Source organism: Bergeyella anatis, from assembly GCF_036016955.1.
GTDB lineage: Bacteria > Bacteroidota > Bacteroidia > Flavobacteriales > Weeksellaceae > JAYWXI01.
Genome location: NZ_JAYWXI010000199.1, coordinates 1 through 301 on the forward strand (window position 1 = coordinate 1; position 301 = coordinate 301).

Genomic DNA, 301 nt, shown 5'->3' on the forward strand with positions numbered 1-301 from the left:
TGAAGATAGTGATGCTCGTTATAAAGTTCCACTATACAAAGAGAAATTGCAGCATATGATGTGGGTTAAGGGCAAGAGTCGTAATCCACTACTCAAATCAGGGAGTTTAGCTGATATGTACGATATTAATGGAAAAGCGATGGAAATTTATCGTATTTTGGAGATAACCCATTACTTAGATGGTGATACTTATTGGAATGAGTTTGTAGGTATTCCTGATATTTTTGTGTCGCCTTATGTAGATGAGAATGCTTTTGCTAAATGTGAAGACCAACCTGCTATTGTAAAGGATAACAACGAC

1 pseudogene is annotated in these 301 nt (G+C 36.2%); it reads left to right on the forward strand.

Annotated elements, in window-relative coordinates:
• A pseudogene (locus tag VQ048_RS12925) lies at positions 1-301 on the forward strand (type VI secretion system Vgr family protein); the annotation flags it as partial.